The organism is Microbulbifer variabilis (assembly GCF_052468405.1).
Map to the genome: position 1 here is coordinate 4,050,656 of NZ_CP174343.1, position 25,714 is coordinate 4,076,369.

Here is a 25,714-nt window from a genome sequence, read left to right on the forward strand (position 1 = left end):
AATTAAGCTGAACATAAATCTAAGTGGGATCACTAATGGCAATCTGTATTTCGACGCGGCGTGCAAAATCCTATATCTTTTTGATTTTTGGAATAGGTATATCAATACCATCCATCAGTTTGGCTGTTGATTGTTATGACGAAATCACGTCAACAGTGACACTCACTGAGCACTTGAATTGTGAGCTGAGCGAAGACGAACCTGTCGCACTCACTATCATCGGCCCAGGCGGAAGCCTTTCTATGAATGGCTTTGAACTGAATTGCACTTATAACCCAGCCGATCAAGATGAATGGGCCGGTGTCCGTATGGAGGGAACTTCCGGCTCAATTCACGGTGGCAGTATAAATAGCTGCCCCGATGGCATCCATGCAGTAGGATCGGGCTCTCACAGTATTTTCGATATGGAGATTACAGATTTCGAAGATGATGGCGTACTGGCCGAGAGCGATTTCAATAACATTTATGAAAATCTGATTATCGGTCAGGGGTTGGCCATTATTGGTGATGGAGTAGACGCAAATGGTGATTACACCAACATCGTTCACAATACTATCGAAGGCGCTGGAGATGAGGGTGTCGAAATTGACGGTGAATATGTAAATGTCAGTTACAACCATATTAGTGGAAGCGGTCAGGATGGTGTTGAGGTTGATGGGGATTACGCCTCAATCATAGGAAACACCCTGACTAATAACGGCAGTGATGGGATTGAGCTGGAGGAGCAGTTTGCCTTGGTTACACAAAATCACGTATCAGACAATGTAGATGATGGTATTGAGTTTCTGGGTGGGTCAGGCAACTATGTTATTCAAAACACTGTAACAAATAATGGTGCAGGATCACTTGACCCAGCTGGTATAGTTGTTAGCAGGGTAGATAGTATCAATAACTTTATTGTTGGGAATTTTGCATTTGATAATTTTGGTGATGATTTAAGGGATGACTTTGATCCGGACTGCACCGGATCAAACGTTTGGCAGGGGAATTTCTTCGGTAAAGCATCACCAACCTGTTTAAAATAAGAGCCCCTTTCATACTAAGCAGCAGGTAAATTTTTTGCCTGCTGCTTTGTAATCTCCAATCCCTTCACACCTGAATAAATCCCCCCCATTTAATGAGGTATCTCAAGCCACCTGAGTAGTCACTTCCTCCAGGTTATCGCTACCCAAAAGCTTATCCATAACCAGGCAGGCAGTCAGGTCACCAGTGACATTCACCGCAGTCCGGCACATATCCAGAATCCTATCCACACCAATAATCAACGCAATCCCCTCTGGAGGTACGCCAATCCCAGCGAGGATAGTCGCGAGAATAACAATGCCCACACCCGGCGTACTGGGCGAGCCGATGGAGGCACCTACGGTAGTTACAGTCAGCCCCACCAATTGGGCAGTGCTGAGATCAATTCCGTATACCTGGGTCAGGAATACTGCCGCTATCACCTGATAGAGTGCGGTACCGTCCATATTCACTGTAGCGCCCAGCGGCACAATAAATTTAGCGATTGAGGGTTTCACTCCAAGGGAGCTCTCCGCAGTTCGCATAGATAACGGCATCACTGCCGCAGAACTGGAAGTGGAAAATGCGAGAAGTTGTACACCGCTAATACGCTGAAGGAATCTCAGCGGTCCGGCCGGGGAAACCAGAGAGACAATTACCAGGTAAAACATCAATAGGATCAGCAACCCTAGAATTACCGTGCCAACATAGACCGACATCCCAAGAATTGCGGTCAAGCCAACACGAATGGCGATATCCGCCAATAAACCAAATACGGCAAGGGGCGCAAATAACATGGCCCAGCCGACTATCTTCAGGGCAATCTCCTGGACGATACCAAAGGCGTAAACTGCCGTCTCACGCTGCTTCTGTGGCAGCAACATCACAGCCACGCCAGTAAAGATGGCGTAGACCACCAGCTGCAACATATTACGCATGGCAATGCTTTGGTTCAGGTTGGCTGGTATCAGCTCGGCAATGCGCTCGGGCAGGGGTTTTGGTTCCAGTAACTGAGGAGCAGTAGTTCCGGGTAGTTCGGTTGCTGCAGTGAGCAACGATTCATCAATATAGTTTCCAGGTTGAATCAACTGGACCAATAGAATGCCGATAATAACGGCAACTGTGGTTGTGGCAATAAAATAGGGCGCAATGCGTAAACCCACCCGCTTTAGCTGGCTCACATTGCCGCTACCACAAAGCCCGAGGATGATAGATGAAACAATCAGGGGAATAACCACCATCTGAATCATATTCAGGAATAGTGCGCCGGGCAGCTTGAACCAGCTGGCCAACACTACACTGAGATCCTGATTCACCAGGGCTGCACCTTCCGGGGAAAGCAGTAGGCCCACCCCCAATCCCAGAACCATAGCTACCAAGATCTGCATCCACAGGCGCTTTCGAACCAGCAAGCCGAGGGATTCAACCATTCTTATCAGGTAAATATTGGTGCTGTGATGCATAAATTGAGTACCGGTTTCCAAGTGGTTCATCATCAGTGGAAGAAAAAGGAGGATTATGCCCCTGACCTGGCTCGATACCTTTGGGTCAGATCAAGCCCTGAGGAGAAAGTAGCGTATCTTTACGGGCGATGGTATTTCCATTGAAGGAGGGTAGGAAGTAAAAGTTTCAGGTTTATAAGCTGCCCGATTTTGGTGCAGCATTTCAAACATTCATAGTAATTTTTGATGTTGAGTTCTATTCAGGTTTCTGTAGTTTTGAGGCCCTACTGCCGGAAAAATTGCACTGGCTCTGGTTTTTGCCCAGCGCACAGCCCCTCTCTCCCTTTAGGCAGTGCAGGATATCGTTTTCCGCTGCGAGATTGACATGATAGTGATATCCAAGATTGGCAAACTCGTGGCCACGGCATTCATCCAGATCTTTTGGCTCCCTGCCATCGGTATTTTCCCTTGCATAAATCAGGTAGCCATCGATCGCGATGCCGATTATTGGTGCATGGCTCGCTGCCGACGGATAGGCCTGACTACAACCGAGCGCTGCGTGGTAGTGGTAGCCCACATGGGGATTAACATGCCCACCACAGGCATCTACAGGCGCCAGGGTATGCGCTCCTAAAATCGCGCCTACCGGGGCACTGATATCAAATTTAACCCCATTGAATGCCACTCCGTAACCGGAGTGGTCATTCGAACTTTGCGGGGATTTTGCTGTAAGTGGCTTTATGGGAATCAGGTAGGTCATATAGAAATTATCACCCAAATAGCTGGCCAGACACTCCACGCAATAATTATTAAACTCCGGAGCTACATCCGGCCTTGCTGCCAGCTCACAGGCCCTCTTGGTATCAGTCACCTTTACCCGCCCGGTCTTCTCGTTATACAAAACCCATTTGGGATCGGAGAAAAACTCAGCGGCATTTTTTACGAAGGGGCCGTCGGTGGCGACAACCTGCTGCTTGATGAACATCATGCCACTTGCCGTGATCGGATCTCGAATTGTTCTGGGGCACCAGGGACCCATATGGTGACGAGGTGCGGCTTTCAACTTAAGCTGCCAGCAGCGGGATTTGCTACCCTCCGACAAAGTACAATCCACTGCACGGATATCTTCCACCAGTGCTTCCCGGTTAAAGAGGGCGGGGAGGTCTATATTTGCAGCGAAGTCGGTGTGGGCTCCATCGCTATGGGCAGAGACTAAGACGCTATGGAAAGCCAAGTACAATATCCCAATTCTCATGACCCCCACCCCCGGGTAATTGCCAACCCCAGTGTAGCAAGTGATCTCACATTGGCCGGGCCGGTATTAAGACCCTCAGGCGGCACTATTTCACGGCGGCTTACGGTGTAAATTGCCCGGCTAACAGTTGCCTTACCCACTTGTGTAATGGATCCTGCCCACTGCGAGTGTGCCAGGCGGCGACCACATCAAAGCCAGGTGGCTGCTCACTAATCGGTAAGGTATGCAGGCGCGGATCAGGTAACAGGCGAGACGGCAGAAAAGCGACTGTATTTGTGGAGGCGATACATTCAGCTGCGGCGGCAAAGGAGGGAACCGACAACACAACATTACGCTTTAAACCAAACTGCTCAAACCAGCTATCCACCATGCCACGCAAGTCACCACGAGAAGGCGACACAACCAGTTGGGGAATCTCTGCCAGCTTGTCCAAGCCCAAGGGTTCTCGACTTTCCAGTTGCACCCCTGTATGCCGGCAACACACGCATACGTAATGTTCACGATACAACAACATACTGGGGCAGCTATCCGGCACAAAACCCGGTGTGCTGAACACCAGATCCACCTCACCGGTTTGCAACTGCTGGGCCATACGGTCAATTTCAAGCTTTAGCACCACCACTTTGAGGCCCGGTGCCTGCTCACGCAGCTGCTTAAGCAGGGCCGGCAACACCACTCGCTGCTCAAAGTCGGTGGCGCTGATGGTGAAGATCCCGTGATGCTCCGCAGGGGCGAATTCATCGCCGCGCAATAGAGCGGCGATATCATTAAGGATACTATCCAGCTTGGGCGCCAAGCGCTCGGCTAAGGGCGTTGGAATAACACCATTGCTGGTTCTAATGAACAGCCGGTCATCAAATAGCTCCCGCAGACGCTTCAGCTGTTCGCTAACTGTCTGCTGGCTAACCCCTAGCTGATCTGCCACCCGCGACAGGTTCAACTCCCGCAAAATAGCCTGCAATAAGCGCAACTGTTTCAGTTCCAGCCTGCCCAGGCGATCAATACCATGATTTCTGCTCAAACCTGTATCACTCACAACTGTTACTTGATTTTCATTGTATCGAGCTGAACCTAGCATTGCCCATAAGACATGATTTATTTGCCATCAACCCTTTGGGAGGAAGCCACTATGCTGACCGCGACTCTGCACTCATCGCCGAGCCGGCTGCTCAAGGCGACAATCAATTACGCAAATACCGATAGTGAATTGGTATACGACCAGCGGCAGGCCGGGCCTGGTCCCACCCACCTGCTCGATCAGGTAAACCCACAGTCTATGTCGATTGAGGATGGCCGCACCCTGCAAGTTATGGGGGAAAAATTCAGCTTGGATATTCAGGGGTTTGAGCTGGTGAAGCCACAACTAACTATCGACCTGCACCAGTTTGACGATGCCCTGTTGGCTCTGGATGACCACGCTGCAGATAGAACAGCTCCAACTAAACGCGATGATTTAATCCGCCGAGAATGGTATCCGGCTATCGAAACCTGGATCGCAAAACGCCTGGGCGCAGCCCGTGTACTCACCTTCGACCACACCCTGCGGGCACAGCCCTCCGCAGAGGGACCCACCGAGCAGAGCCGCAGCCGTCGCTCTCCGGTGAAGACCGTGCACAATGATTATACGCCTTGGTCCGCAGACAGGCAGCTCCGGCAGACCCTGCCTGAACACGGATTAAATACGGCAGATTTCCCTCGCTATAAATTCATTAATTTATGGCTGCCATTACTGCGCACAGTGAAGGAATCACCTTTGGCAATGGCAGATTTACGCAGTGTAGCCGAGGCAGACTTCCACAAGATGCGCCTGATTTACCCTGAGCGGGAGGGGCAGATCTCGGTGATCAGCGCCAATCCGAAGCACCGCTGGATCTGGTTCAGTGATATGCAGCCGGGGGAGGGCCTGCTGCTGCGCGTATTCGATAGCGAACACCAGGGTCCCATCACCGGTGTGCCCCACACTGCATTTGATCTTCCTGATAGTTCCAGTGCCCCGCGCCGCACTAGTATTGAACTGCGCACCATCGCCTTATTTAACGATTGAGCGCTGAGTTACGGGGTGAATAAAACACAACTCCGCAGCATTTATTTGAGACCAAGGTATGACCCAAACTCTATTTTCTATCGATCCCCTTACCAGTGAACAGGTTGGCAGTGTTGCAGTGAGCAACCGGGATTCCATTTCCAAGAAAGTTGCCAAAGCCAGGGAAGCCCAGATTGATTGGGCCAATCAATCATTGCAGCAACGTGTACAGGCTCTGCAACATGCCTATGAAAAATTGCAGCCGCTACAAAGTAACCTGGCACAACTTATCAGCCGTGAAATGGGTAAGGATACTCGACGTGCAAATTACGAAGTCGGCGGTGCTATTCAGGGTGGTATTTGGTTGGCGGAGGACGCCGGCAAAGCTTTAAGGGGACAATGCAACGGCGGCAGTGAAATCCAATACCGTCCGCTGGGTGTCGTGGCCGTAATTTCCCCATGGAATTACCCACTGGCCATGGCCAATAACCTGCTCGTACCCGCTCTGGTGGCCGGAAACAGTGTAATACTCAAGCCGTCAGAGGAGTCTCCTCTGGTAGCAGATCTCCTGGTAAAAACCCTGAATGAAACTCTGCCCGAGGGCATCCTGCAAATTGCTCATGGAGACAGGCACACCGGTGAAGCCTTGGCACAGTCGGATATTAATATGATCGCCTTCACCGGCTCACGGACAACCGGCCAGCAAATTATGACTAATGCCGCTCCTGCGCTGAAACGCCTGGTGATGGAGCTCGGCGGTAACGACCCCATGATCGTATTGGCCAGTGCCGATATTCAAAAAGCCGCCCAATTTGCGGTGGCCTCCAGCTTCGAGAATGCAGGCCAGATGTGCACTTCCACAGAGCGTATTTATGTGGATGCGGGTATTGCCGATCAATTCGAAAAAGCAGTGACTTCCATCGCGCGGCAATATCACACAGGGGGCTGGCAGGACCTACAAGCCGATATTGGCCCTCTGGTCAACCAGCGCCAACACCAAAAAGTGGTCGATCATATTCAGGATGCTTTAAAAAAAGGCGCAACGCTGCTGCTTGGAGAAAAAGCACCAAAACCACCCTTTATTCCCCCCACGGTGATTAGCGGAATACAACCGGGTATGCAGCTGGAGGATGAAGAAACCTTCGGTCCGATAGTTGCAATCGACCGCTTCAACAATGTGGAGGACGCCATCCAAAGAGCAAACGATTCAGTCTATGGGCTCGGAGCTGTGATTTTTGGCGGCGCAGATGCTGTACAAGTAAGTAACCGACTGCAAGCCGGCATGATCGGGATTAATCAAGGCGCTGGAGGCACACCCTGGGTCGGAGCAAAGCAAAGTGGTTTCGGTTACCACGGCGGTATCGACGGCCACCGCCAATTTGCCCAATTAACCGTTATTAATCTGTAAGAATATGTTGAGCGGAATTTGAAGTAATGAGCACAGTAACTTTAAAAAAGACACCGGCAGCGACACCGCAGGATTTATCCAAACTACCGATTAAAGATTTTTATGTGATTGCCAGGGAACCAGGAGCGGAGCATCCATCCCTGCCCACCTGGGCTACCCATCGGGAAAATCCGGCGTCACTGTCAGAGCATATCCCTTCCAATATAGAAAGGCGCGAAATCCCCGAAGTACCTGGTGCTTTTCAACTGCTGAATATATTCTCTGCTGAGGAGTGCCAGCGCCTGATTGAAATTACAGAAGCCGTTGGTTACTTGCCAGATGCCGCAGTATCTCTGCCCAGGGACGTTCGCCACAATGACAACCTGACCTGGGTTGTGGACGAGAGCACTGAGCGCCTTGTATGGCAGCGTGTACAAAATTTGATGCAAGACCCGGAAAGTTATTTTGGCGGGCGCAAACCAGTGGGACTAAATCAGCGATTTCGCTTTTATCGCTATGGGACTGGAGATTATTTTAAATTCCATACCGACGGTGCCTGGCCGGGCAGCAGAATTATTGATGGACAATTGGTCGCCAACGGCTACCCGGATTGCTTTAGCGAAATGACTTTCCTGATGCTACTCAGCGAGGATTTCGATGGTGGAGCCACTCGCTTTAGAGTCAATGGGGATGATCCCCTCCACCAGCCTACAGGCAGTTCCATGAAAGACGTGGATGTACGCACTCCAGCAGGGTCCGTCCTCTGTTTTCCCCATGGAATGCACCCACTGCACAGGGTACATAGCTCAACACCTATAGAACGTGGGGTTAAATATATAATCCGTACAGATATATTATTTCACCAAGATGGTTAATGTTACCAAACAACAGTGAACTAAGCCTGCCGTCGAATTTAGCAAACCTATTTACTTATAATTACAGGGTCACCTTTATATTCTGTTGATGTGGCCCGCGCTACCGGCCTAACTGTCAGCTGACAGTGATCGTACTCTATCTTAGGCTGCAAAAAATCAGTAAATTGGTCGGTATGCGTACTGCCGCTCAGCCATTTGCTCACAAAACCTGAATCTTTTGGAACAATCATTGGTAAAGATTTTTCATGATAGATTTTCGTCGCCGAATGGGCATCCAGGGTAATAATTGAGCAGCTTAAAGTGGAACCCCAGATTTTATACAGGCCACAGAAAAAATAGGGCTCGCCATAACTGAATTCCACCGGGTGCTTACCACGTAAACTCTCCACCCAGGCAGTCGCAGGAATCAGGCAGCGGGATTTTCGATACTCCGGGCGACTGTCCAGTTTTTTCCAATTGCTATTGATCGACCAGTATTTTTTATGGGGTTTCCAGCTACCCCCTTCCTTTTCCAGATACAAGTGCCAGATCGCATTTTCCACTTGGGGCTCACCATGCCTGCCAGTTACAATCGATACCTGTTGGGTGGGCCTGCGGCGACGACCAAAGATCATACGCTCGGGATGCTCTACACCGTAGATATCGAGAAAGCGCTCCATTTCCGCCTGTCTATCTACATCAAAAACACTGCACATACTCTGCTTCCTATTTAGCTATTGATAGCTTTTTCCCAGTATACCTCGCAAGCTACTCAAGGCTAGTTTCCACAGCCCACATTTATTGTAAGATCAAAAATATTCTTGACGTAAATTAATACCAAGGGCTACCGGAAAACAACGAACATACTTCTTACAGATTATAATGATGACCGCGTACATAGTTTTATTGTTACTAGTAGATCGGTAACAACAGAGCTAACGGACTCACCATCAAAAATATTGCCTTAGAACATACACTTAAAATCTTTAAATAAAATGGTATATAGACAGCTTATATTAACAAGGAACTGCCAAGATAACTTATATCCAGAAAATAAGGTATCTACGAATATCTACTTACGAAATAGTTGTCTGCACACGAATCAACAACTGGATAAGTGCGTAATCCGACCAGGATGTCATCTAATAGCAAGCAGGAGAAAAAACATACACAAAGAGTGCTCAAAAATAGACCGATAACCAGATTACTATCTTGAGAGCATATTTATCCCGTATAATTTGATTATCCCATCAGGCAAACGCCTCAAAAGATTTACACTCAATTTTAAATATTTCATGAAATTTAGAATATCCAGTTTGTTAGTTATTTTTTTATATATTTTATCCAGCTCAGCTCATAGCCGAGACTGGTATGAGTATAAAAGCGAAAATTTTACTGTTTACTCAGATGTATCTGCCAAAAAAGCTAAAAAGCTACTACTTGATCTAGAAAAGTTTCGCAGAGCCTCACTCCTACTCACGGGATTGGAAAACAGGCCAGAAAATTCAAGGCTCAAGGTATATCACTTCAAAAAGTCCAGAGATTTCGATGAATTATCTGGAACAAGACGTACAGTTGGATTTTACACAAATACAATTAATGGCCCTTTGATTTTTTCCCAGGAAAACAATCGGGGAATACTGAATGGCGGAGAAATCATGTTCCATGAATATATCCACCATCTTATGCGAGAACGTGGTGGTATGCGCTATCCCAAATGGTACTCCGAAGGATTTGCAGAACTATTAGCAAGCGCTATTATTAAAAAAGACTCTATAGTAATCGGAAATCTCCCCAAGTGGAGGCTTTATGGCTTGGAGCAAGGCCCGTTAAAAGCCAAACAAATAATCAAGCCAGATCTAACAAAAAAAGGCGGAGAATATAATAACAGGTATTACGGCAGCGCCTGGTTACTACTTCATTACTTATTTTTTAGCGAAGACTCCAGGAAAAGTTCGTACAATCAAGCCACAAAGGAATACCTAACAAAAATTAATGAAGGGGGCGATGCCTTAAAGCAATTCCCCATATATTACAATATTGAACTGAAAGAATTAGATGTTGCATTAGTCCACTATCTACGAGAGCGTAAACTATCTGGGTATGAGGTCAAACTCACAATAAATGATATTCAAGTTAATAAAAGAAAAATCAGCAAAAATGAAAAACTGCTACTTTTAGCAGAAAGGGCCATCGATCTGGAAAAGTACGATCTCGCTCTTAGATACTTGGAAAGAGCAGAAAGACAGTCAACCTTAGATCCTGCAATTGATTCTCTTAAATCCAATCTTTTGTTTTATAAAAAGGATTATGAATCGGCAAGTACACTTATCGAGAAGCTAATAGCGATAGGTGAGATAGACTATCGGGTAGCTACGAATTTAGCCATATATTACTTCAATCGACTGGAAAGTAATCTTGAATCCAATCAATGGGACGATAAGAGCTACTCCAAAATCTTGGATTATGCTGATATAGCTATAAAACTAAATCCAAATTCACTTTCGGCGTATCAGTTTAAATGGATGGCTCAGCAGAGAAAAGGCTCTACTATCGACGCCTTAAAGACCATGATGGCCGCTTACCAACAAAATCCAAATAGCATTGAAATCAATGGCTCTATTGGTTTTTTTCTGGCTGAAATCAAAAAACCAAAGCTAGCCAAGCCTTTCCTTGAGAGGACTCTGGCTTGGTCCCACGATGCAAAAGTCCGCGTACGGACAAAAAAACTACTCAAGCGGATTGAAAATGAGTCTGTCATCGAAACCGAGCCAACTGCAAAAAAATCGACGTAACCCTATACTCTAAGGGCATTTTATCTAAGCCCCTATTTTAACTTTATGAAGATTAAGATGGGGCATAAATTAAGAATTTTCAAAATACTAAAGACCTGACTGATGCGTAACCTGGGAATAGTAATTTAGTAGACTAATGCCCTTTTTCTTCTTCTCTCAAGGTCAAGACTTCATAGCCATCCGCAGTAACCAAAACTGTATGCTCCCACTGGGCCGATAATTTTCCGTCTTTGGTCACAACGGTCCAGCCATCTTTTTTCAACTTTGTCTTTCGATTAGCCTGGTTAATCATAGGCTCTATGGTAAATGTCATCCCTTCCTGCAGAATGACCCCACTGCCAGCACGGCCATAATGTAACACTTGCGGCTCCTCGTGCATTTCCTGTCCGATGCCATGCCCACAATATTCACGCACCACACTAAACCCCTGTCGCTCCGTATAGCGCTGTATTGCATTCCCAATATCACCCAGAGTTGCCCCTGGCTTAACTGTACGGATTCCTGCCCACATAGCTTCGTAGCAGCTCTGTACCAACTTTTTCGCAATAGGAGTGACACTGCCGATCATGTACATTTTGCTGGAGTCTGCGATATAGCCCGATTTTTCCAGGGTAATATCCACATTCAAAATGTCACCATCGCGCAGCACCTGCCCCTGTCGCGGCATACCATGACAGACCACTTCATTAACTGAAGTATTGAGAGCGTAAGGGTAGTCGTACTGACCTTTACTGGCTGGCCGTGCTTTTAGTTCCCGAACAATAAACGCCTCCACCTGATTATTAATTTCCATGGTGGTAATGCCCGGTTTCACGAAATCATCAAGCATGCCAAAAACACGGCTGAGTAATTCACCGGAGGCACGCATCAACTGCTGCTCTCTTACACTCTTGATCTTAATATTACTCACGAACCAACTCTTCCAAAGTGAAAGACTCAGTGCGCAACAACTTCTTACATAACTGGCTGTAAGTCAGCTCCGGGTTCAGCTCAGCCAGCATGCCAATCTTTATCCAGTACTCAGCCTGAGCGTTAATTGAACGCGCCAGGGTTGCACTGGCTTTGCGAATCTCATCGTGTAAATCATCAGAAATTTTGACAATACCCATTTATACAATCCATATACGTTTGATATACATAGTGTATAGCTATTTTTCTAATTCGTATAGGGAGTTGAGGCAATTGAATTATGCAACTTATTGCATAGAGGTTAAGGGGGCGATATTGTTAACGAATAACAACAATAGCTATGAGGCCACCATGACCGATACCACCGAAAAGAAGCGCAGTGCACCTAAGCCGAGCCGCCTTCGTATTGGCCGGCGCTATCGCCCAAGCCGTTTGGAAGGGCCCTATGACGCCCTGGTAATAGGCTCGGGGATAGGTGGCCTCACTACTGCAGCAATGCTCAGCGCTACCGGTAAAAAAGTGCTGGTGTTGGAGCAGCACTACACCGCAGGCGGTTATACCCATGCCTACGACCGCAATGGCTATGAGTGGGATGTTGGTGTGCACTACATCGGCGATGTAGGCCAACATCCCACTATGACGCGTAAAATTTTTGATTTTATCTCCGGCCACCAGCTGCATTGGGCGCCAATGGATGAAATTTACGACCGGATATGTATAGGCGAGGAGCAATTCGACTTACGTGCAGGACGCCAGAACTTTATTGACGAGTTGACGAAGCATTTTCCCAATGAGCGGGAAAATATCGAACGTTACCTTGGCCGCCTCAATGAAGTAGCCAAATCAATGCAGCGTCTAGCACTGGAAAAACTTCTTCCCTCCTGGTGCACCCCTTTAGTGCGCCTGTGGCGAAAGCTACGCGACCCCTCATGGCTGAACAAAACTACCCGTGAGGTGCTGGGCGAGATTACCCAAAATGAAAAACTGATTTCAGTGCTCACAGGCCAATGGGGTGACAACGGTATGACCCCTGCCGAGAGTAGTTTTATTATTCATGCATTAATTGCCAAGCATTACTTATATGGTGGCTATTACCCAGTTGGTGGTGCCAGTAAAATTTCCGAAACCATTATTCCTCAAATACAAGCCAGTGGTGGTGAAGTCTTCACTTATGCCACTGTGGAGACCGTTCTCCTGGATGGTAACCATGTCCGCGGGGTTCGTATGTCCGATGGCACGGAAATAGAAGCTCCACTGGTAATTTCCGGGGCCGGAGTTTTCAATACTTTTGAAAAACTGTTGCCACAAAGTGCTAGCGAGCGCCTTGGGTATACGCGCGATCTCAAAACTGTTAACCGCTCCATGTCCCACCTCTGCCTTTATATTGGCTTGGAAAAAACTGCGGAAGAGTTACAGCTACCCAAAACCAATTACTGGCTATACACCAGCGATAATTATGAGAAAGACATGCAGGAATTCCTGCAGGACAGCAGCAAGGATATTCCTTTAACCTACATCTCCTTTCCTTCGGCCAAGGACCCTACCTTTACTCAACGCTATCCGGGACGTGCCACTATAGAAATTGTGGCTCCAGCCAACTATGACTGGTTTACCCAGTGGCATGAAAAGCCCTGGGGCAAACGGGGTGATGATTACGAAGCCTTGAAAGAAGAATTTAGCCAGCGCCTGCTGGAGCATCTTTACAAGCACTTCCCACATCTGCGCGGGCAAATTGACTATTACGAGCTATCCACACCACTCTCTACAGACTATTTCTGCTTTTATCCCCAAGGTGAAATTTACGGACTTGATCACGACCCAAACCGCTTCGAGCAAAGCTGGCTGCGCCCCCAAACCCGACTCAAAGGCTTATATCTAACCGGCCAGGATGTAATGAGCTGTGGTGTTGCCGGCGCTATGATTTCAGGTGTACTAACCGCACAGAGTATCCTCGGCTGGCGTCAGGGAGCCAAACTAATGCGCCAGGTATTTACAAGTAAACCAGAACAGAAAGGAAACAATGAGGCAGAGGGGCTTAGCAAAGCTACCGGTTAATCAAGACACCTAACCTTACTACTAAACCTGGCTGCGATACGCTGGGTTTAGTTTTAAAGGGAACAATTAAGCCGAAGCTATTGGCGCCTTGGCAACTTGCTGGGCACCCGATCAAAATTCAAAACCCTGATTACCAAGCGGCGATTCTCTCTCTGCCCCTCTTTACTGCTGTTATCGGCGATCGGGTCAGTATCGCCATAACCCTGGGCTTCCATACGTTCAGTCGATATCCCCCTTTCCACCAGAAAGTGCCTTACCCAATCGGCTCGCCACTGGGACAGATGCAGATTCTTCTTGGGGTCGCCATCATTGTCGGTATGTCCTTCGATGGTGATTCGCAGGTCTGGGAAGTCACGCATGATAACCAGCAGGGCTTCCAAGTCGCCAATACTATCCATGCGTGGAGCGAAACCGCCTGGGTCAAACTCCAGGCGCAAGATAAAAGTATCGCCACCCTTTCGAGGATTCCCACGCAGAAAGCGCACCAGTTCATCTGCAAAAGGGGCTGCTTGGCGCGCAGCCTTTTCACTCTCACCCGACTGAACCTCGGTTAGGGGTTTCAGCGCATATTTCTTATTGGGATCGGGGCAACCGGCGATAAGTATCACCAGTAGGGAAAAACAGCAGACGAAAGTGTATTTGCCCGCCATAAACAGGACTTCCGGTTTCTAGACGTCAGATTCAGTGTAGACGCCCTGAAATCCTCAAAGCAGAGGCGGGACAATCGCTGGCAGTTACAGGCCGCACGGCTCCCTCATATAAAATTCAAAACCGCCATCATATCGCTCACCACCCGCGCCCCCTGCTTCTCGAGCTGAGGCGCACGTACAGGGTGGCCACTAAAGCCCACTACGCGCATACCCGCCGCCACTGCGGCCTGGACACCGGAAATGGAGTCCTCCACTACCAGGCAGCGCCCGGGGACAACCCCCATGGTATCAGCCGCATGAAGGAAAAGTTCTGGCCATGGTTTGCCACGGGATACATCTTCGGCGCTGAATATTCTGCCGTCAAAATACTCGTACAACCCGGTTTTATTCAGGGTTAGCTGCATTTTCTTATGAGAACCGGAGGAGGCGACACAGCTGCGCAAGCCTATCTTCTGCAACTGATCGAGCAAGCCTTCAATACCGGCTACAGGCTGCAATTCTGCATGGAAGGCCTCACGAATCAGGCGTTCCGTATTGCCAAAGTAGTGATCGGGCAGGGGGCCACCGTAACGCTTCTCGATCTCCAGCAGGCAGTCCTTGGCGGGCCGCCCACTGAACTGCTCATCCAACTCCTCTGCGGTAGTGGATATTCCGAGCTTATTCATTTCCTCCGCCAGTATGCGACAGACGATACTCTCGCTATCTACCAGCACACCGTCACAATCGAAAATAATTAAGTCTGTGGAAGACATGGGACCCCATCAAATCATCGCGCAGAGAGCAGCATCAGGCCGAGTATCACACCGACAATACCACCTATGCGCAGGAAGTTTTCGTTGCCATGGGAGATCTTGATCGCCAACGCCTTGCTGCGCTCAAAACCAATCTGCAGCATATAGGCGCCGCTGAGCAAAACCAGCACACCCAGCGCATTAAACAGGATATACCAGTGGCGGGTATCTGCGATCAGTAACAGGATTAAACCGATTATAATTCTTGCCCAGGCGGAAAAGGCAAAACCAGTTTCATTTAAGCGCTCACTGAGATCCCGTGCCAAATTAGGGCGGGCAATAATCGCAGCAGACAATACGATAATTGAGATTCCCAGCAGCCATATAATCACTTTAATCATGCTTTCCCTTCCCTGAATACACTTAAATTCATTTTATCCGTCAGGTATCCGCTTACAAATCCCCCCATTGGAACTGCAACACTGACAGTGCGGCTATAGGTGCGGTCTCTGTACGCATCACCCGCGGCCCCAATCGTAGCGGCATGAAGTTCTGGGCCAAGGCCATATCGATTTCTGCCTGGGACAATCCACCCTCAGGACCCACCAGTAGCAACGCAGAATCTGGTTTGCCACGCTCGGCCTGCCACTGACGTAAATCCAACTCGGTGCGGTGATGCAGCACCAACCTGGCCACAGAGGATGACTCTTGAGTAGAGACTTGTAAATATTGTGTCAGTTTTACCGGCTCGGCAATCTCCGGAACCAGGTTTCGCTCACACTGCTCACAGGCACTAATCGAAATCTGGCGCCAATGCTTGAGCTTTTTTTGCAATCGCTCGCCAGATAATTTTACTTCACAGCGTTCACTAAACAGCGGCTGGATTGTCGCTACCCCCAGCTCTGTAGCCTTCTGCACCACCCAATCAAAGCGTTCTCCACGGGAGATACCGATAGCCAAAGTCAAGGCAAGTGGAGACTGGCGGTCTTTGCCACGAAACTCCCCGGTACGTGCCCGTGCTCGCTTACCGGTTTCAATCAACTCTGCACTGTATTCGCCTCCATGACCATCGAAGAGCGTCAGCGGATGGCCAGTACCCAGCCGCAGGACTTTGACCAGGTGGCGTGAAGCGGACTCATCCAGTTCCACCTCCTGTTGTGTAGTCAGTGGCTGACTGGAAAAAATACGCGGGATGCGCATGGGGATAAATCCTATAAAAACACCATAAAAAAGCCGACTGGAATGTCGGCATTTTGCAGGCAGTTAGTTTAGGCATTTATGCTCTGGAGAAGCAATGGCGGAGTATTTCCACCATTGCTGTGGGTGTGGTGCAGGTCACACTGTCTCCAGTGAGACCGGGGCCTCTCCCTCTCCCAGGCGCTTACTTTTTGGACGAATCACCTCTATCACTTTGTACAGATTTGGCACCAGGATCAGGGTTACTGCGGTAGCAAACAATACGCCGAAAGCGAGACTGATCACCATCGGGATCAGGAACTGTGCCTGGATAGAGCGCTCGAACATGATTGGCACTAAACCGATAAAGGTGGTAATGGAGGTCAAGATAATCGGCCGGAAACGGTCACGTCCCGACTGAACCACCGCATCCATCACTGCCCAGCCCTGGGCACGCAGCTGGTTGATACGATCCATCAGTACCAGGTTATCGTTCACCACTACCCCCGCTGCAGCCAGGAAGCCGAGCATGGACATAATGCTGATGTTATGTCCCATCAACAGGTGTCCAACCACAGCCCCAAAGAATCCGAACGGTACTGCAGTAAGAATCAGCAGCGGCTGCGAGTAGGAGCGGAAGGCAATAGCCAGCAACGCATAAATCGCAAACAACGATAGAACGAAGAAAGCCAGGATAGCGCCGTTAAACTCCTCCTCTTCCTGCATTTCACCGGCAGTTCTCAAAGAAAAACCGGGGAACTGGCGCTTCAGCTCAGGCACCAGAGTTTCGCGCATATCCTTAAGGATTTCCTGCGCAGAGGAAGTATTAGGGGTGATCTCGGCGAAAACCCGCACTGTACGCTCGCGGTTATTGCGGCGAATAGTGGTGTAACCCGGTACATAAACCGCATCTGCCACGGCCGAGAAAGGTACCTCACCTTCCGCCGTACGAATGCGGACCCGATCCATCTGTTCCTCACTGGCGCGCTCTTCCTGGGGATAGCGCACCATCACCCGTACATCTTCACGACCGCGGGGAATACGCTGCACTTCTTCACCATAGAAACCCTGGCGCACCTGCCGGGCCACATCTGCCAAATTGATACCCATGGTGGTGGCATAAGGCTTCAACTGGATTTCAATATCGCGGCGGGCACTGGTGAGGTTGTCACGAACATCATATACACCGGCATAGGTATTGAGCTTCTCCTTTACCGCATCCGCAGCGGCACGCAATTCATCCATATCTCCGGAAGCGGTGCTCAAGTTCAGGCTCATACCGTTGCCCCCATCGTTGATGGTGGCATCGATATTCAAGTCTTCAACACTGGCCGGCATTTCGCCGATGAGTTGACGCCAGCGCAATGCCAGAGTTTTAGAGGTTACATCGCGCAGTTCGCCGTCAGTCAGCTGCAATATCACAAAGATATTGCCTCGCCAGTTGAACACCATAGAGTTTTGAACAAAGGGCTCGCCGTTATTTTGCTTTAGCATTTCCTCATCAGCCGCGAGCTTATCTGCCGCAGCCAGCACCTGGTTCATCACCCGTTCTGCTTCATGGAAGGGCTCACCAGAGGCCATGCTGGCCCGTAATTCCAACAGATCCGAAGGTACCTGCGGCGAGAAGGAGGAACCCACATAACCGCTCATAAAAACACTAATGGAAAGCCCGAGAGCCGATATAAAGATCATTACCGTGCTGCGGCTGTTACCGAGCGACTTCTTCAACAAGGGCAGGTAGTACTTATCACCGGCAGTCTTCATCGCTCCGGCAAAATGCCCACGAAGTTTCTGCAGTTTGATACCCACGCGGGTCTTAGCAGGCTGCTCTGGCTTCATACCAACCAAATGCGCCGGCAGAATCAGCAAAGATTCCACCAGGGAAAATGCCAGACACAGTAACACCACCACTGGCAAAGCGAGCATCATCTGTGCTGTATAACCCGGCAGAAACAGCATGGGAATAAAGAACACCATGGTGGAGGTCACGGCAAAAATTACCGGAGCAGAAACCTGCTTTACTCCTTCCTCCGCAGCTGCCAGGCCTGTGACACCGCGATCGTGAGCTGCGTGTACTGCCTCTCCCACGATAATTGCATCGTCCACCACAATCCCAAGAATCAACAGGAAGGCGAAAAGTGACAGCATATTCAGGCTGACACCCGTGATCGGCAACAGCCAGAGGGCACCGAGAAATGCCACCATAATGCCCACCGTCACCCATATTGCCAGGGCCGGGCGCAGGAACAGCATCAGCATTACAAATACCAGGACAAAACCACTCAGGGCATTCGTAGTCAGCAGGTTCATACGACCTTCAAAGGCCTTGGAGAAGTCGAACCAGATATCAAATTCCATCCCCGGGGGCAGCTGGGTTCGAGCCTCTGCCATAAAGGTCTTGATCCGCTCAGCGGTACCCACAACATCCAACGGCTCACCTTGGACCACTCGCAGGTTCATGGCCGGGTTGCCATTAAAGAGAATGACGTTGTTGTACTCTTCAAAGCCGTCTCGAACCGTAGCCACATCACGCAGAAGTAATACCGAGCCATCGGCGCGGCTGACTACGGGAATACGCTCAAAGTCCTCAGCACTGTATGCCTGACCGCGCGTCTGAACCTGGATATCCCCGCGATCCGAACGCACCATACCTGCCGGCAAATCCAGGGATGAGCGACGCACCGCATCAGCGACATCGTTAAAGCTCAGGTTGTAGCGGCGCAGATCCAATTCGGAAACTTCAATCGACAGCTCATCGGGGCGTTCACCCCAGATATCCACACTGCGCACACCGGGGATTAGCGTCAGTTTGTCACGCAAATCCAGGGCTGTTTCCTTGAGCTGACGCTCGGAAACCGGGCCGCCGATGGCGATCATCATCAGCTGGGTATCCCACTCTTGCAGTCGGATTATTGGGCGCTCAATCCCCTCAGGAAAAGTATTGATGCTGTCCACCTGCACCTTGATATCGTTGAGCAGGCGCAGCTCGTCATAACCATCTACGGCCTGAACTTCAACTGAAGAGTGGCCACGGCGCGAGGCAGAGTTGACCTCTTTAATTCCCTTGACCTCAGCGATCGCCTCTTCAACACGCACAGTAACCTGCTGCTCTACTTCCGCAGGGCCAGCACCAGGGTAGGAAATATTCACCTCTACAATGCCCGGCTGAATAGCCGGGAAAACTTCGCGATCGATACCGCTAATACCAAAAATACCGCCGATGATGATCATAATCATCAGCAGGTTCGCGGCCTTACTGTTGCGCACGAACCAGGGAATGATGCCGTTCATCACTGACCTCCCTGTGAGGCGTTATTCGCCGCCGCAGTCTCACTGACCGCTGTAGCAGCCGCATCAGAGGTGCCCTCGACACTGTCAATTAACCCTGCGGGCTTCTCATTAAGAGGATTGGCAGTGAGTGCCATGCCCTCGCGGGAATAACCCAAGCTGGAAACCACCACGCGATCACCAGTAGCGATTTCACCACGTAACCAAACCTTGTCACCAATGCTCTGCAGTAACTCCACTTCTTTGAATATGAGCTTGCTCTCTTCATTCAAAACCAAAAGGTGGTCTCCTTCATGCAATGCCTGGCGTGGCAATTCCACCACATCATCGAAGGTCCTGCCGGCGATATCCGCCTCAACAAAAAGACCATTCATCAGCGGTGCATCGCCTTTGTAAGGGTTCTGTACCTGGGCCACAGCAAAAATAAAGCGACTATTAGGATCGATGCTCGCCTCGGTACGTACGAGCTTCGCACGCCACTCCCGTTCACGCCCAGCCACTACTGCCTGGAGCCGCACTTCAGGGCCATTTTCAATTGTTTTACCCAATGGGAGATCGAGTAGGGCAAGTTGCTGATCAGTCAGGGGCAGACGCACTTCGGCAATACCGGTACTGTGGATTTTCGCCAACCTGGTTCCAGGGGTGATGTACTGACCCAGATCGACATAGGTTTCAACCACACGGCCTGCAAAAGGCGCTGTTATCGTTGTGCGCTTCAAGTCCAGTTTGGCTTGATCGCGATCCGCGCCCGCTGCTGCCACGGCGGCCTCTGCTGCTGCCAGGTGGGGCTTACGCAAGAACAGGGCATTTGCCTCTTCACTACCCAAATCGCGCCATTCACGCTTGGCCTGCTTGGCACGGCCCTGCTCCTGAGCCAGGGCTGACTTAGCGTCGGCTAACTGTGACTCAGCGCGAGTTACTTTGTAAATGTAATCGGCTTGCTCAAACTTCAGCAGGGGCTCCCCTTTTGAGAAAAATCCACCGGGTACAAAGGCATCGGCAACGCTTTCGATAACACCACCAACACGAGCCACCACTTCAATTTCGTGGCGGGCATGCACTGTACCCTGGCTGGGCACCAGCAGTGTCTGGCGGCCTGGCTCCACATAGAGAACATCCGCAACTGGCGGCACCACCGCTTCCGGTGGTTTCTCCTCAGGTTTGGGCTTCAGTGCAACCACCAAGGAAATTGCAGCCGCCCCAATGGCCACAACGATAAGTAACAGCTTGTTCTTGCTCGACACTTTCACAGGCACCCTCTACCCCATTTTGTGACCGAAACTGGTCAAATTTTAATTAGCGCGCATTTTACAGATGTTCGACGCAGATAAGCGTGTATTTGGATGCAGGTTGCCGCACGAGTTTGTGCCCTATCGCAAACCTTTCTCGCAACGCTCTGGTAACGCATAATGCCCGACCCAATTTACCGTTGTAGGAGAGACAGGCGGGCCGCACAAAGCCAAGGAAACCGATGGGCTAGTTCCCGGTCAAACCCCGCTCCTAGAGGTACGAAATCCCCCGGAAAACGGATGTAAACATCAAATGCTGGATATCAACGTTCGCATCGCCGAAGAACTCAATGTACGCCCACAACAAGTCACGGCCGCAGTATCCCTGCTCGATGAAGGCGCCACTGTGCCATTTATCGCCCGCTACCGGAAGGAGGTGACTGGGGCCCTGGATGACACCCAATTACGCAATCTGGAAGATCGCCTACGCTACCTGCGTGAACTGGAAGAGCGCCGCGCAGCCATCCTGAAAAGTATTGATGAACAGGGCAAACTCTCTCCGGAGCTGGCGCAACAGATCAACAGTGCCGACACCAAAAACCGCCTCGAAGACCTCTACCTTCCCTACAAACCCAAACGTCGCACCAAAGGACAAATTGCCATAGAGGCGGGACTGGAGCCACTGGCTAATGCGCTGATTAACGATCCCAGCCTAGACCCTGCTGTAGAAGCTCAGCAATATCTCAACACCGACCACGAAGACGCCTCCCTACAAGTAAAAGACATCAAAGCTGCCCTGGACGGGGCCAAATTCATCCTGATGGAACGATTCGCCGAGGATGCCGAGCTTCTGGGCAAACTGCGCGAATTCCTCAAACGGGATGGGCAGGTCAAATCCAAACTGCTGGATGGTAAAGAAGAAGAGGGAGCCAAGTTCCGCGATTACTTCGAGTATGCCGAAGACTGGTCCAAGGTTCCCTCTCACCGCGCCCTGGCAATTTTTCGCGGCCGCAATGAGGGCATCCTCGCTATCAGCGTAGGTTTGCCAGAGGAGGAGGGAGCTCCCCCCACCGCCGGCCACCCTTGTGAAACCATGATTGCGAGACACTTCGATATTAGCGATGAAGGACGCTCTGCAGATAAGTGGCTCGGCGAAGTAGTGCGCTGGACTTGGCGTATCAAGCTGCTTACCGCACTGGAAACCGACCTGCTGGGTGAACTGCGAGAAAAAGCCGAGGAAGAAGCGATCAAGGTATTCTCCCGCAACCTTAAAGACTTGTTATTAGCGGCACCTGCTGGACAAAAAGCCACTATCGGCCTGGACCCAGGCCTGCGCACCGGCGTCAAAGTAGCAGTGGTAGATGCCACCGGTAAAATACTGGACCACACCGCTATCTTCCCCAACCCACCACAGAACCGCCATCAGGAGTCCGCTGCTGTTATCGCAGCCCTATGCAACAAATATAATGTGGGCCTGATCGCTATCGGCAACGGCACCGCCAGCCGTGAGACCGATAAGTTTGTAGGCGAAACTATCAAGCAATACAAACTCAGCGCGCAGAAAGTAGTGGTGAACGAGGCTGGTGCATCTGTGTACTCTGCCTCTGAATTTGCCGCTCGGGAATTCCCTGACCTGGACGTGACTATTCGCGGCGCTATCTCTATCGCCCGCCGTCTGCAGGACCCGCTGGCAGAACTTGTAAAGATCGAACCCAAATCCATTGGTGTTGGCCAATATCAACACGATGTGTCACAGACACAGTTAGCGCGCTCCCTCGACGCTGTAGTAGAAGACTGTGTAAACGGTGTCGGTGCAGAGCTGAACTCCGCCTCAGCACCACTGCTGGCCAAAGTTTCTGGCCTGACTGCCTCTATCGCCAGCAACATCGTCAGCTATCGCGACCAAAACGGTGCCTTTAAAAATCGTAGACAACTGATGGAAGTCCCTCGCCTTGGCCCAAAGGCCTTTGAGCAAGCCGCCGGATTCCTGCGCATTAACAATGGCGATAACCCCTTGGATAAATCCGGCGTACACCCGGAATCCTACATTGTGGTAAAACGCATCGCCGAGAAAAGCAGCCGTGAGATCAACAGCCTGATCGGTGACTCCGCCTTCCTGCGTCGCCTGAATCCAGCGGACTACACCGACGAAAAGTTCGGGGTACCCACCGTTACCGACATCATCGCCGAACTGGAGAAGCCCGGTCGCGACCCGCGTCCGGAATTCCGCACCGCTCGTTTTGAAGAGGGCGTGGAGGAAATCAAGGACCTGCGCCCGGCTATGGTTCTTGAAGGTACCGTAACCAATGTCACCAACTTCGGTGCCTTTGTGGATATCGGTGTGCACCAGGACGGCCTGGTGCATATTTCCGCACTCTCAGAAAAGTTCGTCAAAGATCCCCATGAGGTGGTTAAAGCCGGCGATATTGTAAAAGTAAAAGTGATGGAAGTGGACGTTGCCCGCAAGCGTATTGGCCTTTCCATGCGTCTCTCCGACGAACCAGGAGAACAGGGAAGCGGAGGTGTTAAAAAAGGTGATCAACGGGAAAATCGCCAGGCTCAGCGCTACAACAAACAGCAAGGCAGTCGACAGCAGAAGGGGGCCCAAGCTAGCAGCCGTGGTAGTATGGGGGATATTCTGGCTGCAGCCATGAACAAAAAGAAATAACTAACCGACTACAAACATTAAAAGAAAAAACGGTCCTTTAAAGGACCGTTTTTTCTTTTAACTCGCCTTGTGGTTTAACCTCTGGCACAACTTCTTGCTTCTCAGCCATATTTACTATTACTGAGGATGGGTATTTATAAAATGCATTATTTACTCCATCAATAATACAAGAAGCTGTCAGGATGCACCCGTCCCAAACGAGATCCAAAAGCAGCCACTGCGCCTGAAAGCTAGGGCTTGCACTACCTGTGCCCTTCTGACTCTCATTCTCACACTCTACTTGTAACTGGTTGCCATCTTTATGGATAACTGAAGTTGTATTGGCAATGACACGCCACTCTCCCTCTTCATTTTTAATATTACAGAGTGTTTGCTCTGGAGAGTTATCGTTTAAGGTAGATACAATGATATCCTGGTTAGCTCCATCAAATATGGTGGCACAGCCCGCCAAAGTAAAAGTCCCTGCAATAGTACATACTGTAAATATTCTTTTAATCACTACTAAATCCTGGAATTACAAAAAACGCAAACCACCAAAACTAAATAGCATGGTGCGGACGGCGCAATATTGCTCTGTGTCGGTGTATCCCGTCAAGCCAGATATTGAATATATAAATCTCTAATAAGATTCATCAGTAGCCTCTTTCTTGCTCCGCACTGAAAGATACTGGTAGAGGAATGGAAAAATGCAGTTTTTCCCCTGTATCGGGGTGATCAAAATCAAGCTCATTGGCATGAAGCAATAGCCTTGGAGCTGCACTTAACACTTCAGAAGGAGCATAGAAAGGGTCACCTAAGATCGGATAACCCATCGCCTGCATATGTACTCTCAATTGGTGTGACCGCCCAGTTATTGGATTTAGGCGTATTAAACTACTACTATCTGAACTGGATACCCTTTCCCAATAAGTGAGGGAAGGTTTACCTACTTGGAAATCCACTTTTTGCCTCGGCCTATTTGGCCAATCACAAATAAGCGGCAAGTTTACTTCTCCAGATTCCTCTTCAGGAATCCCCCATACTCGAGCTAGATAAGTTTTATTAACTTCACGAGTTTGAAAAAGAATACTGAGTTTCCTATGAATCTCAGGGCCACGTGCCATCACCACAAGTCCCGATGTATCCATGTCCAGGCGATGGACAGTCAAGGCTTCCGGGTAGCGCTGCTGAACCCGGCTGGCCAAACTATCTTTGTTGGCAGGATCACGACCAGGCACGCTAAGGAGTCCGCTCGGCTTATCCAATATCAGCAAGGAACTATCTTCAAAAACCACAGAGAGATAGGGCTCTGTGGGAGGGTTGTACTTGCGCATCACTAACTCTTAAAAAATGCTATCTGATACCAATCCCTTCCTGCGGTTTGAGAACCCAATATTCCTTCAAAAGCGAGAGGTCATTTTGCCCCTAGGCCTAGAGATTTCAGAATATGTGCAGAGGTATCAACCTGATTCATCGTATAAAAATGCAACCCGGGTGCGCCACCCTCCAACAGGGTTTCGCATAAATCAGTAACCAATTCCAGCCCTAATTTACGAACATCCTCTGGACTTTGGTAACTCTCCATCCGCTTTTTCAGCCATCGTGGAATTTCAGCACCGCAATTGCGTGAGAAGCGTACTAAATTATCAAAATTGATAATCGGCATAATTCCTGGATAAATCGGTGCATCAATGCCAGCCTTTTCACACTGGTCAACAAAATAAAAATAAGAATCGGGGTTGTAAAAATATTGGGTCAGGGCACTGTTGGCACCTGCCTCAAATTTTCCCTTTAAATAACGTATATCATCGTCATAGCTATTGGACTCCGGATGTATTTCCGGGTAAGCGGCAACTTCCAGGTGGAAATGATCGCCTGTATGGCGACGAATAAAAGCCACCAACTCATTCGCATATACCAGTTGCGCCACAGCTCCCATACCAGAGGGCATATCACCACGAAGTGCTACAATACGGTTTACACCTGCCTCTTGGTATGTATTCAATAAACCGAGTATTGTCTCTTCATTATCACCACCGAAAGATAAATGGGGTGCAATTGAGATACCATCGCGACGCATATCAGTGACGATATTCGAGGTGGTCTCTCGCGTAGTGCCACCAGCACCATAAGTGACAGAGAAAAATTCAGGGTTAAACGCCTGTAAAGCCTCGCGGGTTTTATACAGCTTTGCGCGACCTTCGGGGGTTTTGGGTGGGAAAAATTCGAAACTGATGCGAATGGAGTTTTTCATTTTATTTTCCAGGCCCT

Annotated in this window: 22 protein-coding genes; 7 read left to right on the forward strand and 15 right to left on the reverse strand. The window is 49.7% G+C overall.

The genetic code is table 11. The features are described 5' to 3' along the window. The first annotated feature begins 35 nt into the window (after positions 1 to 35). Entirely contained in the window at positions 36 to 1,025 is a 990-nt protein-coding gene (locus ACJJJB_RS18355; protein WP_445365284.1) for a right-handed parallel beta-helix repeat-containing protein, read from the forward strand. Positions 1,026 to 1,127: 102 nt separating this feature from the next. Here ACJJJB_RS18355 and ACJJJB_RS18360 read toward each other — a convergent pair whose 3' ends face one another. The 3 genes from ACJJJB_RS18360 to ACJJJB_RS18370 all read right to left on the reverse strand — a co-directional run bounded on the left by ACJJJB_RS18360 (position 1,128) and on the right by ACJJJB_RS18370 (position 4,720). Further along, on the reverse strand, positions 1,128 to 2,465 hold the full coding sequence (locus ACJJJB_RS18360; protein ID WP_051089520.1) for a dicarboxylate/amino acid:cation symporter: 1,338 nt from the start codon (positions 2,463 to 2,465) through the stop codon (positions 1,128 to 1,130). 235 nt (positions 2,466 to 2,700) lie between these two features. Beyond that, complete coding sequence (locus ACJJJB_RS18365) at positions 2,701 to 3,699, reverse strand: YHYH protein (protein ID WP_353375909.1); 999 nt, start codon at positions 3,697 to 3,699, stop codon at positions 2,701 to 2,703. 100 nt (positions 3,700 to 3,799) lie between these two features. Then, positions 3,800 to 4,720 carry a LysR family transcriptional regulator gene (locus tag ACJJJB_RS18370; protein ID WP_353375908.1) on the reverse strand — a complete coding sequence of 307 codons (921 nt, stop codon included), beginning with the start codon at positions 4,718 to 4,720 and terminating at the stop codon, positions 3,800 to 3,802. 108 nt (positions 4,721 to 4,828) lie between these two features. Between ACJJJB_RS18370 and ACJJJB_RS18375 the strand changes: the two genes are divergently transcribed. From ACJJJB_RS18375 to ACJJJB_RS18385, 3 genes are read left to right on the forward strand one after another with little or no spacing between them, the layout of a single operon-like run. Continuing rightward, complete coding sequence (locus ACJJJB_RS18375; RefSeq protein ID WP_445365285.1) at positions 4,829 to 5,743, forward strand: CmcJ/NvfI family oxidoreductase; 915 nt, start codon at positions 4,829 to 4,831, stop codon at positions 5,741 to 5,743. A 58-nt stretch (positions 5,744 to 5,801) separates the two neighbouring features. Next, the gene (locus ACJJJB_RS18380; RefSeq protein ID WP_445365286.1) at positions 5,802 to 7,130 is read left to right on the forward strand and encodes an aldehyde dehydrogenase family protein; all 1,329 of its coding nucleotides are present in this window, start codon (positions 5,802 to 5,804) and stop codon (positions 7,128 to 7,130) included. Between the two features lie 26 nt (positions 7,131 to 7,156). Further along, on the forward strand, positions 7,157 to 7,984 hold the full coding sequence (locus ACJJJB_RS18385; RefSeq protein WP_445365287.1) for a prolyl hydroxylase family protein: 828 nt from the start codon (positions 7,157 to 7,159) through the stop codon (positions 7,982 to 7,984). A gap of 47 nt (positions 7,985 to 8,031) precedes the next feature. On the opposite strand, the gene ACJJJB_RS18390 is transcribed toward ACJJJB_RS18385, so the two are convergent. Beyond that, a complete protein-coding gene (locus ACJJJB_RS18390) occupies positions 8,032 to 8,679 on the reverse strand; it encodes an SOS response-associated peptidase family protein (RefSeq protein ID WP_445365288.1) in 648 nt (215 codons plus the stop codon). Between the two features lie 600 nt (positions 8,680 to 9,279). On the opposite strand from ACJJJB_RS18390, the gene ACJJJB_RS18395 reads away from it, so the two are divergent. Continuing rightward, positions 9,280 to 10,758: a tetratricopeptide repeat protein gene (locus ACJJJB_RS18395; protein WP_020414049.1), complete on the forward strand. Its 1,479-nt coding sequence runs from the start codon at positions 9,280 to 9,282 to the stop codon at positions 10,756 to 10,758. A gap of 133 nt (positions 10,759 to 10,891) precedes the next feature. Here ACJJJB_RS18395 and map read toward each other — a convergent pair whose 3' ends face one another. Continuing rightward, the gene (gene map / locus ACJJJB_RS18400) at positions 10,892 to 11,668 is read right to left on the reverse strand and encodes a type I methionyl aminopeptidase (RefSeq protein ID WP_020414048.1); all 777 of its coding nucleotides are present in this window, start codon (positions 11,666 to 11,668) and stop codon (positions 10,892 to 10,894) included. After that, complete coding sequence (locus tag ACJJJB_RS18405; RefSeq protein WP_020414047.1) at positions 11,661 to 11,867, reverse strand: ParD-like family protein; 207 nt, start codon at positions 11,865 to 11,867, stop codon at positions 11,661 to 11,663. The genes map and ACJJJB_RS18405 overlap by 8 nt, the downstream gene beginning before the upstream one ends. Positions 11,868 to 12,018: 151 nt before the next feature. Between ACJJJB_RS18405 and ACJJJB_RS18410 the strand changes: the two genes are divergently transcribed. After that, entirely contained in the window at positions 12,019 to 13,722 is a 1,704-nt protein-coding gene (locus tag ACJJJB_RS18410; protein ID WP_445365289.1) for a phytoene desaturase family protein, read from the forward strand. 77 nt (positions 13,723 to 13,799) lie between these two features. On the opposite strand, the gene ACJJJB_RS18415 is transcribed toward ACJJJB_RS18410, so the two are convergent. The 6 genes from ACJJJB_RS18415 to ACJJJB_RS18440 form a co-directional block, all read right to left on the reverse strand. Next, on the reverse strand, positions 13,800 to 14,372 hold the full coding sequence (locus ACJJJB_RS18415; RefSeq protein ID WP_020414045.1) for an OmpA family protein: 573 nt from the start codon (positions 14,370 to 14,372) through the stop codon (positions 13,800 to 13,802). 104 nt (positions 14,373 to 14,476) lie between these two features. Beyond that, complete coding sequence (locus ACJJJB_RS18420) at positions 14,477 to 15,124, reverse strand: HAD family hydrolase (protein WP_020414044.1); 648 nt, start codon at positions 15,122 to 15,124, stop codon at positions 14,477 to 14,479. Positions 15,125 to 15,138: 14 nt separating this feature from the next. After that, on the reverse strand, positions 15,139 to 15,504 hold the full coding sequence (locus ACJJJB_RS18425) for a hypothetical protein (protein ID WP_020414043.1): 366 nt from the start codon (positions 15,502 to 15,504) through the stop codon (positions 15,139 to 15,141). A 52-nt stretch (positions 15,505 to 15,556) separates the two neighbouring features. Continuing rightward, entirely contained in the window at positions 15,557 to 16,303 is a 747-nt protein-coding gene (locus ACJJJB_RS18430; protein WP_020414042.1) for a 16S rRNA (uracil(1498)-N(3))-methyltransferase, read from the reverse strand. Positions 16,304 to 16,438: 135 nt separating this feature from the next. Further along, positions 16,439 to 19,570, reverse strand: a complete 3,132-nt coding sequence (locus tag ACJJJB_RS18435) for an efflux RND transporter permease subunit (RefSeq protein WP_282952117.1) — start codon at positions 19,568 to 19,570, stop codon at positions 16,439 to 16,441. Then, the gene (locus ACJJJB_RS18440) at positions 19,570 to 20,811 is read right to left on the reverse strand and encodes an efflux RND transporter periplasmic adaptor subunit (RefSeq protein WP_445365290.1); all 1,242 of its coding nucleotides are present in this window, start codon (positions 20,809 to 20,811) and stop codon (positions 19,570 to 19,572) included. Before ACJJJB_RS18440 ends, ACJJJB_RS18435 begins: the two co-directional genes overlap by 1 nt. Positions 20,812 to 21,109: 298 nt before the next feature. Here ACJJJB_RS18440 and ACJJJB_RS18445 point away from each other — a divergent pair, with 298 nt between their 5' ends. Further along, positions 21,110 to 23,464 (forward strand): Tex family protein, encoded by a 2,355-nt coding sequence (locus ACJJJB_RS18445; protein ID WP_445365291.1) that lies wholly within the window; start codon positions 21,110 to 21,112, stop codon positions 23,462 to 23,464. A gap of 37 nt (positions 23,465 to 23,501) precedes the next feature. Here the strand turns inward: ACJJJB_RS18445 and ACJJJB_RS18450 are convergent, their stop codons facing one another. The 3 genes from ACJJJB_RS18450 to metF form a co-directional block, all read right to left on the reverse strand. Further along, positions 23,502 to 23,963 carry a hypothetical protein gene (locus tag ACJJJB_RS18450; RefSeq protein ID WP_444945947.1) on the reverse strand — a complete coding sequence of 154 codons (462 nt, stop codon included), beginning with the start codon at positions 23,961 to 23,963 and terminating at the stop codon, positions 23,502 to 23,504. Between the two features lie 133 nt (positions 23,964 to 24,096). Continuing rightward, positions 24,097 to 24,777: a pseudouridine synthase gene (locus ACJJJB_RS18455; protein ID WP_444945946.1), complete on the reverse strand. Its 681-nt coding sequence runs from the start codon at positions 24,775 to 24,777 to the stop codon at positions 24,097 to 24,099. Between the two features lie 80 nt (positions 24,778 to 24,857). Then, positions 24,858 to 25,697 carry a methylenetetrahydrofolate reductase [NAD(P)H] gene (gene metF, locus ACJJJB_RS18460; protein ID WP_020414037.1) on the reverse strand — a complete coding sequence of 280 codons (840 nt, stop codon included), beginning with the start codon at positions 25,695 to 25,697 and terminating at the stop codon, positions 24,858 to 24,860. Positions 25,698 to 25,714 lie beyond the last annotated feature (17 nt).

Coding starts and splice junctions, on each gene's coding strand:
- ACJJJB_RS18355 (WP_445365284.1), top strand. CDS start 36: ATGGCAATCTGTATTTCGACGCGGCGTGCAAAATCCTATATCTTTTTG.
- ACJJJB_RS18360 (WP_051089520.1), bottom strand. CDS start 2,465: ATGCATCACAGCACCAATATTTACCTGATAAGAATGGTTGAATCCCTC.
- ACJJJB_RS18365 (WP_353375909.1), bottom strand. CDS start 3,699: ATGAGAATTGGGATATTGTACTTGGCTTTCCATAGCGTCTTAGTCTCT.
- ACJJJB_RS18375 (WP_445365285.1), top strand. CDS start 4,829: ATGCTGACCGCGACTCTGCACTCATCGCCGAGCCGGCTGCTCAAGGCG.
- ACJJJB_RS18380 (WP_445365286.1), top strand. CDS start 5,802: ATGACCCAAACTCTATTTTCTATCGATCCCCTTACCAGTGAACAGGTT.
- ACJJJB_RS18385 (WP_445365287.1), top strand. CDS start 7,157: ATGAGCACAGTAACTTTAAAAAAGACACCGGCAGCGACACCGCAGGAT.
- ACJJJB_RS18390 (WP_445365288.1), bottom strand. CDS start 8,679: ATGTGCAGTGTTTTTGATGTAGATAGACAGGCGGAAATGGAGCGCTTT.
- ACJJJB_RS18405 (WP_020414047.1), bottom strand. CDS start 11,867: ATGGGTATTGTCAAAATTTCTGATGATTTACACGATGAGATTCGCAAA.
- ACJJJB_RS18410 (WP_445365289.1), top strand. CDS start 12,019: ATGACCGATACCACCGAAAAGAAGCGCAGTGCACCTAAGCCGAGCCGC.
- ACJJJB_RS18415 (WP_020414045.1), bottom strand. CDS start 14,372: ATGGCGGGCAAATACACTTTCGTCTGCTGTTTTTCCCTACTGGTGATA.
- ACJJJB_RS18420 (WP_020414044.1), bottom strand. CDS start 15,124: ATGTCTTCCACAGACTTAATTATTTTCGATTGTGACGGTGTGCTGGTA.
- ACJJJB_RS18425 (WP_020414043.1), bottom strand. CDS start 15,504: ATGATTAAAGTGATTATATGGCTGCTGGGAATCTCAATTATCGTATTG.
- ACJJJB_RS18430 (WP_020414042.1), bottom strand. CDS start 16,303: ATGCGCATCCCGCGTATTTTTTCCAGTCAGCCACTGACTACACAACAG.
- ACJJJB_RS18435 (WP_282952117.1), bottom strand. CDS start 19,570: ATGAACGGCATCATTCCCTGGTTCGTGCGCAACAGTAAGGCCGCGAAC.
- ACJJJB_RS18445 (WP_445365291.1), top strand. CDS start 21,110: ATGCTGGATATCAACGTTCGCATCGCCGAAGAACTCAATGTACGCCCA.
- ACJJJB_RS18455 (WP_444945946.1), bottom strand. CDS start 24,777: ATGCGCAAGTACAACCCTCCCACAGAGCCCTATCTCTCTGTGGTTTTT.
- metF (WP_020414037.1), bottom strand. CDS start 25,697: ATGAAAAACTCCATTCGCATCAGTTTCGAATTTTTCCCACCCAAAACC.